General features: G+C 38.9%; 2 protein-coding genes and 1 pseudogene. All 3 read left to right on the plus strand.

Annotated elements, in window-relative coordinates:
• Positions 1–5,387: AAA family ATPase (locus tag VB654_RS24885; RefSeq protein ID WP_323216513.1), on the plus strand; the 5,387-nt coding region annotated here is incomplete at its 5' end.
• A 205-nt stretch (positions 5,388–5,592) separates the two neighbouring features.
• Positions 5,593–6,135 (plus strand): DUF4277 domain-containing protein, encoded by a 543-nt coding sequence (locus VB654_RS24890; RefSeq protein ID WP_323216514.1) that lies wholly within the window; start codon positions 5,593–5,595, stop codon positions 6,133–6,135.
• Between the two features lie 4 nt (positions 6,136–6,139).
• Positions 6,140–6,416 (plus strand): annotated as a pseudogene (locus VB654_RS24895) (transposase); the annotation flags it as partial.

The raw sequence follows: 6,416 nt of genomic DNA on the forward strand, positions 1-6,416 counted from the left end.
TCCCAGGATATAAAATCAATTCCCAATTGTATGTAGGTTCCAGAACCAGAGTCTATCGAGGCATTCGAGAGCAAGAAGCAGTTCCCGTTGTCATTAAAGTTTTGGCATCTGAACATCCCAGCTTGAACGAATTACTGCTATTTCGTCACCAGTATACTATTAGCAAAAATCTCAATATTCCCGGTATCATTCATCCTTTATCATTAGAAGCATATAGAAATGGTTATATTTTGGTGATGGAAGATCGGGGAGAAATTTCTTTACGAGAATACATTCAACCCAGTAATATCTCAGTTGTTGAATTTTTAATGATCGCCATCCAATTAACCAATATTCTCCACGATTTACACCAAAACGGTGTTATTCACAAAGATATCAAGCCTGCAAACATCCTGATTCATCCCCAAACAAAAGAAGTTAAACTAATCGATTTTAGTATCGCCTCTCTGTTACCTAAAGAAACTCAAGAAATTAAAAATCCTAATATTTTGCAAGGAACCCTCGCTTACATTTCACCAGAACAAACAGGTAGAATGAATCGAGGGATAGATTACCGTAGCGATTTTTATTCTTTAGGTGTGACATTTTATGAATTATTAACAGGAGAATTACCATTTAAATCTGATGACCCAATGGAATTGGTACATTGTCATATTGCTAAAATGCCTAGAGAATTAGGGAACAAGGAAAAAATACCACAGGTGCTTTCAGATATTGTCATGAAGTTGATGGCAAAAAATGCTGAAGATAGATATCAGAATGCTTTGGGCTTAAAGTACGATTTAGAAGAATGTTTATATCAACTGAAAAAAACTGGTAAGGTTAGAGACTTTGAAATTGGTCAGAGGGATGTATGCGATCGCTTTCTCATTCCCGAAAAACTTTATGGGCGAGAAACAGAAGTTACAACCTTGCTCACCGCTTTTGAACGGGTCGCCAATGGTAATTCTGAAATGATGTTGGTGGCAGGATTTTCTGGAATTGGTAAAACTGCTGTAGTCAATGAAATTCATAAGCCAATTACTCATAAGCAAGGATATTTTATTAAAGGTAAATTTGACCAATTAAATCGCAATATTCCCCTATCTGCCTTTGTACAAGCTCTGCGAGATTTAATGAGACAATTGTTGTCGGAAAATGACACACAATTAGCGCAGTGGAAAACCAAAATTCTTGAAGTTTTAGGCGATAATGGACAAGTTTTGATTGAAATGATTCCTGAACTGGAACAAATTATTGGTAAGCAACCTCCTGTGCCAGAATTATTAGGAACTGCGACCCAAAATCGTTTTAATTTATTGTTTCAAAATTTTATTGCCGTCTTAACAACAAAAGAACATCCCTTAGTGATATTTATAGATGACTTACAGTGGGTAGATTTGGCTTCTCTACAGTTAATTAAACTACTAATACAAGATAGTAGCTATCTGCTGTTGTTGGGAGCTTATCGAAATAATGAAATACAAGCGACACATCCATTTACCTTGATGGTAGAGGAAATTAAAAAAGCTGGAAAAACTGTTAATACAATTACCCTTTCACCTCTGACATTAAGTGATACGAATCAGTTAGTTGCTGACACCTTACATTGTACAATTGAGCTATCTCTTCCACTGACAGAATTAATTAATCGCAAGACCCAAGGCAATCCATTTTTTATCACGCAGTTTCTTAAAGTATTACATGAAGATGGCAAGATTAAGTTTAATCTTGCCCAAGGCTATTGGGAATGTGATATTGGCCAAATCAATGCCCTGTCCTTGACTGATGATGTAGTAAAGTTTATGGGGCAGCAGTTACAAAAATTGCCTAGAGAAACCAAAGAGGTACTGAAGTTAGCAGCTTGTATTGGGAGTCAGTTTGATTTAGCAACTTTGGCAATTATTTGGGAAAAATCACCAGCAGATACGGCAGTGGTTTTGTGGAAAGCCTTACAGGAAGGGTTGATTCTGCCACAAAGTCAAGTGTATAAATTTTACTTAAACCACGATGAGGCAGATGGGAATACTGCTAACAGCAAAAATGTAGCCTATCGGTTTCTACATGATCGCGTCCAACAAGCTGCCTATTCCCTGATTCCAGAGAACCGAAAACAAGCAACTCATCTGAAAATTGGTCAATTACTCCAAAACAACTTATCCGAGAGCGAAAAAGAAGAAAAGCTGTTTGATATTGTCGGGCATTTAAATTTAGGTAAGGATTTAATTACTAAACAAAGAGAACAGGAAGCTTTAGCTCAACTTAACTTATGGGCTGGGCGGAAAGCTAGAAATGCTACTGCCCATAATATATCCAAAGTTTATTTACAAATCGGGATCGATCTTCTCACCAGTAACTGTTGGGAAAAACAATATGAATTAACCCTGAATCTTTATGTAGCAGCTACCGAGTCTGCCTATTTGAATGGTGAATTGGAAGACATGGAACAAAAGGTAACTCAGGTTTTACAATCAGCCCAAACCATTGTAGACAAAGTGAAGATTTATGAGATTCAAATTAGCGCACTGACAGCCCAAAGCCGGATGTTAGAAGCGATCGCTGTCGGAAAAAATGCCCTAGTACAGTTGGGAATTGAATTCTCATCAGAACTTGACGAAGCCTTAACTAACAAAACACTAAAAACCCTTGCCAGTCAACTCCAAGACAAACAAATTGAGGAACTGATTAATCTACCTGTAATGAGCAATCCTCAGACAATGGCAGCGATGCAACTGTTGGCAATGTTGTTTCCAGCTATTTTTCAAGGAAATCCTGCTTTGATGCCTCTAGTTTGCTCCATAATGGTCAATCTGTCACTCCAATTCGGTAATGCACTCACATCAACCACTGGGTATGTAGGTTATGGTATGGTGTTATGTGCTTTTTTGGGAGAAGTAGAAAAGGGTTATAGCTTTGGACAATTAGCATTGAGCTTACTCGATCAGTTTAATGCACGAGAATTTAAGTCCTTAACTTTACTTTGGTTTATCATTTTTCTCCAGCACCGTCAAGAAGCACTGAGGGCAACAATCCCAATGACAAAAGAGGGCTATCTCGCTGGCATGGAAACTGGTGATTTTCTAAGTGCTGGCTATAATATTGTTAATTATTTTGGTAATAATTTTTACTCTGGAGTGACTCTGGACGATTGGGAACCAGAAATAGAAAATTACTGTGCCATCTTAGCCCAGGCGAAACAATATTCTCCTGTGGTTTACTTAAATATGATGCAACAGGTGGTGCATAATTTGAGAGAAATTGTTAGTCAACCGGATTTATTCAGCGAAACTGCCTACGATGAAAAGCTGATGCTTCCTAAGCACCATCAAGATAATGATCTGACTGCCCTTGCTGATATCTATATTTACAAACTAATGCTTGCCTATTTATTTGGCAACTATAACCATGCTTTAGACTACATTGCCCAAGTTCAACTCTATTTGATGGCAGTGACAGGATTGGCTATTACTCAGCTTTTCCATTTCTATGCGGGATTAACCTACTTGGCAGTATACTCTACCCAGTCAGAAATTGAGCAAGCTCAGACTCTTACCTTGATAGAAACCCATCAAAATATCTTGGATCAATGGGCATATCATGCACCAATGAATTACCAACATAAAGTTGACTTAGTTGAGTCCGAAAAATTCCGGATTTTAGGGGAAAATTATCAAGCAGGTGATTGGTATGATCGGGCAATTGCTGGGGCCAAAGCCAACGGTTACATTCAAGAAGAAGCCCTCGCCAACGAATTGGCAGCTAAATTTTACCTTGCCTGGGGCAAAGATAAAGTTGCCTCTAGCTATATGCAACAAGCCTACTACTGCTACGCCCATTGGGGTGCAAAAGCGAAAGTTGCCCATTTAGAACAGCAATATCCCCAAATGCTAGCAGCTATTCTCCAACCGACTAACTTTGCTATTACACCTGAAACTACCATTAGCTCAACATTGATGAGGAGCGTCAATGGCACCAATGGCAGCCAAAATTTATGGTTAGATTTGCCAGCCGTGATGAAAGCTGCACAAGTAATTTCTCAAGAAATTGAACTAGAGAAACTGTTGACAATTTTGATGCAGATTGCCATCGCTAATGCCGGCGCACAAACCAGTCATTTAATTATTCGCCAAGATGAACAATGGTTAATAGTCGCTCAAGCTGATCAACAAAAGGTAACGTTCTTAGAAGTTCCCTTAGAAAAATACCAAGAAATTCCCCAAAATTTGATTTATGCAGTTGCACGAACTCAAGAGACAGCAGTATTTGAAAATTTGAGTACAGCAGTGCAATTTGCAAGCGATCGCTACATCATGACTCATCAGCCTAAATCAGTTTTGTGTACTCCCATTAGTCACCAAGGAAAACTCATCGGTGTTTTGTACTTAGAGAATAACTTAACCTTGGGTGCTTTTACCAGCGATCGCATAGAGATTCTCCAACTTCTAACTACCCAAGCAGCCATCTCCATAGAAAATGCTCGTTTGCATCAACAAACCGAAAACTATTCCCATATCCTAGAAGCCGAGGTAGAACGAAAAACGCAAGCTCTTAACCAAAAAGCTCAAGATTTAGAGGCAGCTTTGCAACAATTGAAACAAACTCAAGGACAATTAATTCATAGCGAAAAAATGTCATCATTAGGTCAATTGGTAGCTGGTATTGCTCACGAAATCAACAATCCAGTTAATTTTATTAAGGGCAATCTTATTCATACAGAAAACTATATCGCAGACATGATGAGTTTGCTGACACTTTATGAACAGGAATATCCCCAACCTAGTCTAGCTATTCAAGATAAGCGGGAAAACATCGACATCGATTTTTTGTTTGAGGATGCCAATCAAATCTTAGAATCTATGAAGATGGGTAGCGATCGCATCAGCAAAATTGTCTTAAGTTTACGCAACTTTTCTCGTTTAGATGAAGCCGAAATCAAAGCTGTAGATTTACATAGTGGTCTTGAAAGCACGTTGTTAATTTTGCAACATCGCTTGCCAGCGTCTGAAAATCAACCCGAATTGCACGTCATCAAGGAGTATGGCAACCTACCTCTGGTGACTTGCTATCCTAGTCAGTTGAATCAAGTCTTCCTGAATATTATTAACAATGCCATTGATGCGATTCGAGATAATCCCGAAAGAAGCAAAAACCCGGAAATTCGGATTCGCACTGAAGTAGTAGACAGTAAAAAGTTACGAATTGCGATCGCCAATACAGATAGTACAATTCCTATGAGTCTTCAAAACCGTATCTTTGAACCTTTTTTTACAACAAAACCCATTGGTCGAGGTGCAGGTTTGGGGTTATTTGTCAGCTATTCGATTATCCAACAACATCACGGCACTTTGACGGTACGTTCTGAACCCACTGAGGGAACTGAATTTGAGATTGTTCTTCCCATTTATTGAACAATTTTTCATTTCTAGTTTGAGATTCACACCATGCCTTGACGGGGCGATAAGCATAATCACTGTACGTTCGCTGATTTTGAGTTAGTAAAAGGAATTAATTGCTTGATCGGTAAGGGTTAAGACGATTTTTCAAGCAAAGGTATGATGAGAGAGGATTTGAGGGTAATGTGAAGTGAGGATTGTGTTGGGATGGGGTGTATCGATGAGCGAGACAGAAGTAAAAATTAGCTCCGAACGGATAGATGATATTCCATTGATAGTGGAATGGCTCAAACAAATTGAAATAGCCAAATATATTGACCAAAAATTGAAAAAACCGCACGGAAATCACCAAGGAATGAGCTATGGGCAGTTGAGTGTATTATTGCTAACATATATAATCACTCAATCAGACCATCGATTGTGTGCAGTGGAAGCGTGGGTAGAAACACACCGAAGAATATTGGAATTAACAACGGGATGGTCAATAGAAAAGAAAGATGCCAGCGATGATAGATTGGCAAGGGTAGTAGAAGAATTAGGAAAGCAATCACAAGCAAGGCAGGAAATAGAAATTCAATTAGGAAGACAGATAATAAGAGCCTACGAATTACCAACAAAAATAGTACGCACGGACACAACAAGTTTCAGTGTAAACCACAGAAATCAAAGCGATACAGAAGAGAATCTACTGCGTTATGGCTATTCCAAAGATAAACGTCCGTCCAGACTTATTGCAATATCGTCAGTTGTTAGCAACGCTTGACCCAATGGGAATGCCGTTAGTTAGTACCACCCTCGAAGGAAATGGAGCCGATGACCCGTTATATTTCCCTACCTGGCAAAAGATACAAAAAGTAATTGGACACAAAAATTTTGTTTTCATTGCTGACTGTAAAGCAGGTTCTATAGCAACCCGTGCCAACATCGCTGCAAATCGAGGCATTTACTGTGTTCCCTTACCTCAGAGTGGACAAAACCCCCAATTCCTCAAACAATGGGTACTGGAACCACCATCGGAAAGTATTGATATTCGTTTGCCTCAAC

Source organism: Nodularia sp. UHCC 0506, assembly GCF_034931045.1.
Taxonomy (GTDB): domain Bacteria; phylum Cyanobacteriota; class Cyanobacteriia; order Cyanobacteriales; family Nostocaceae; genus Nodularia.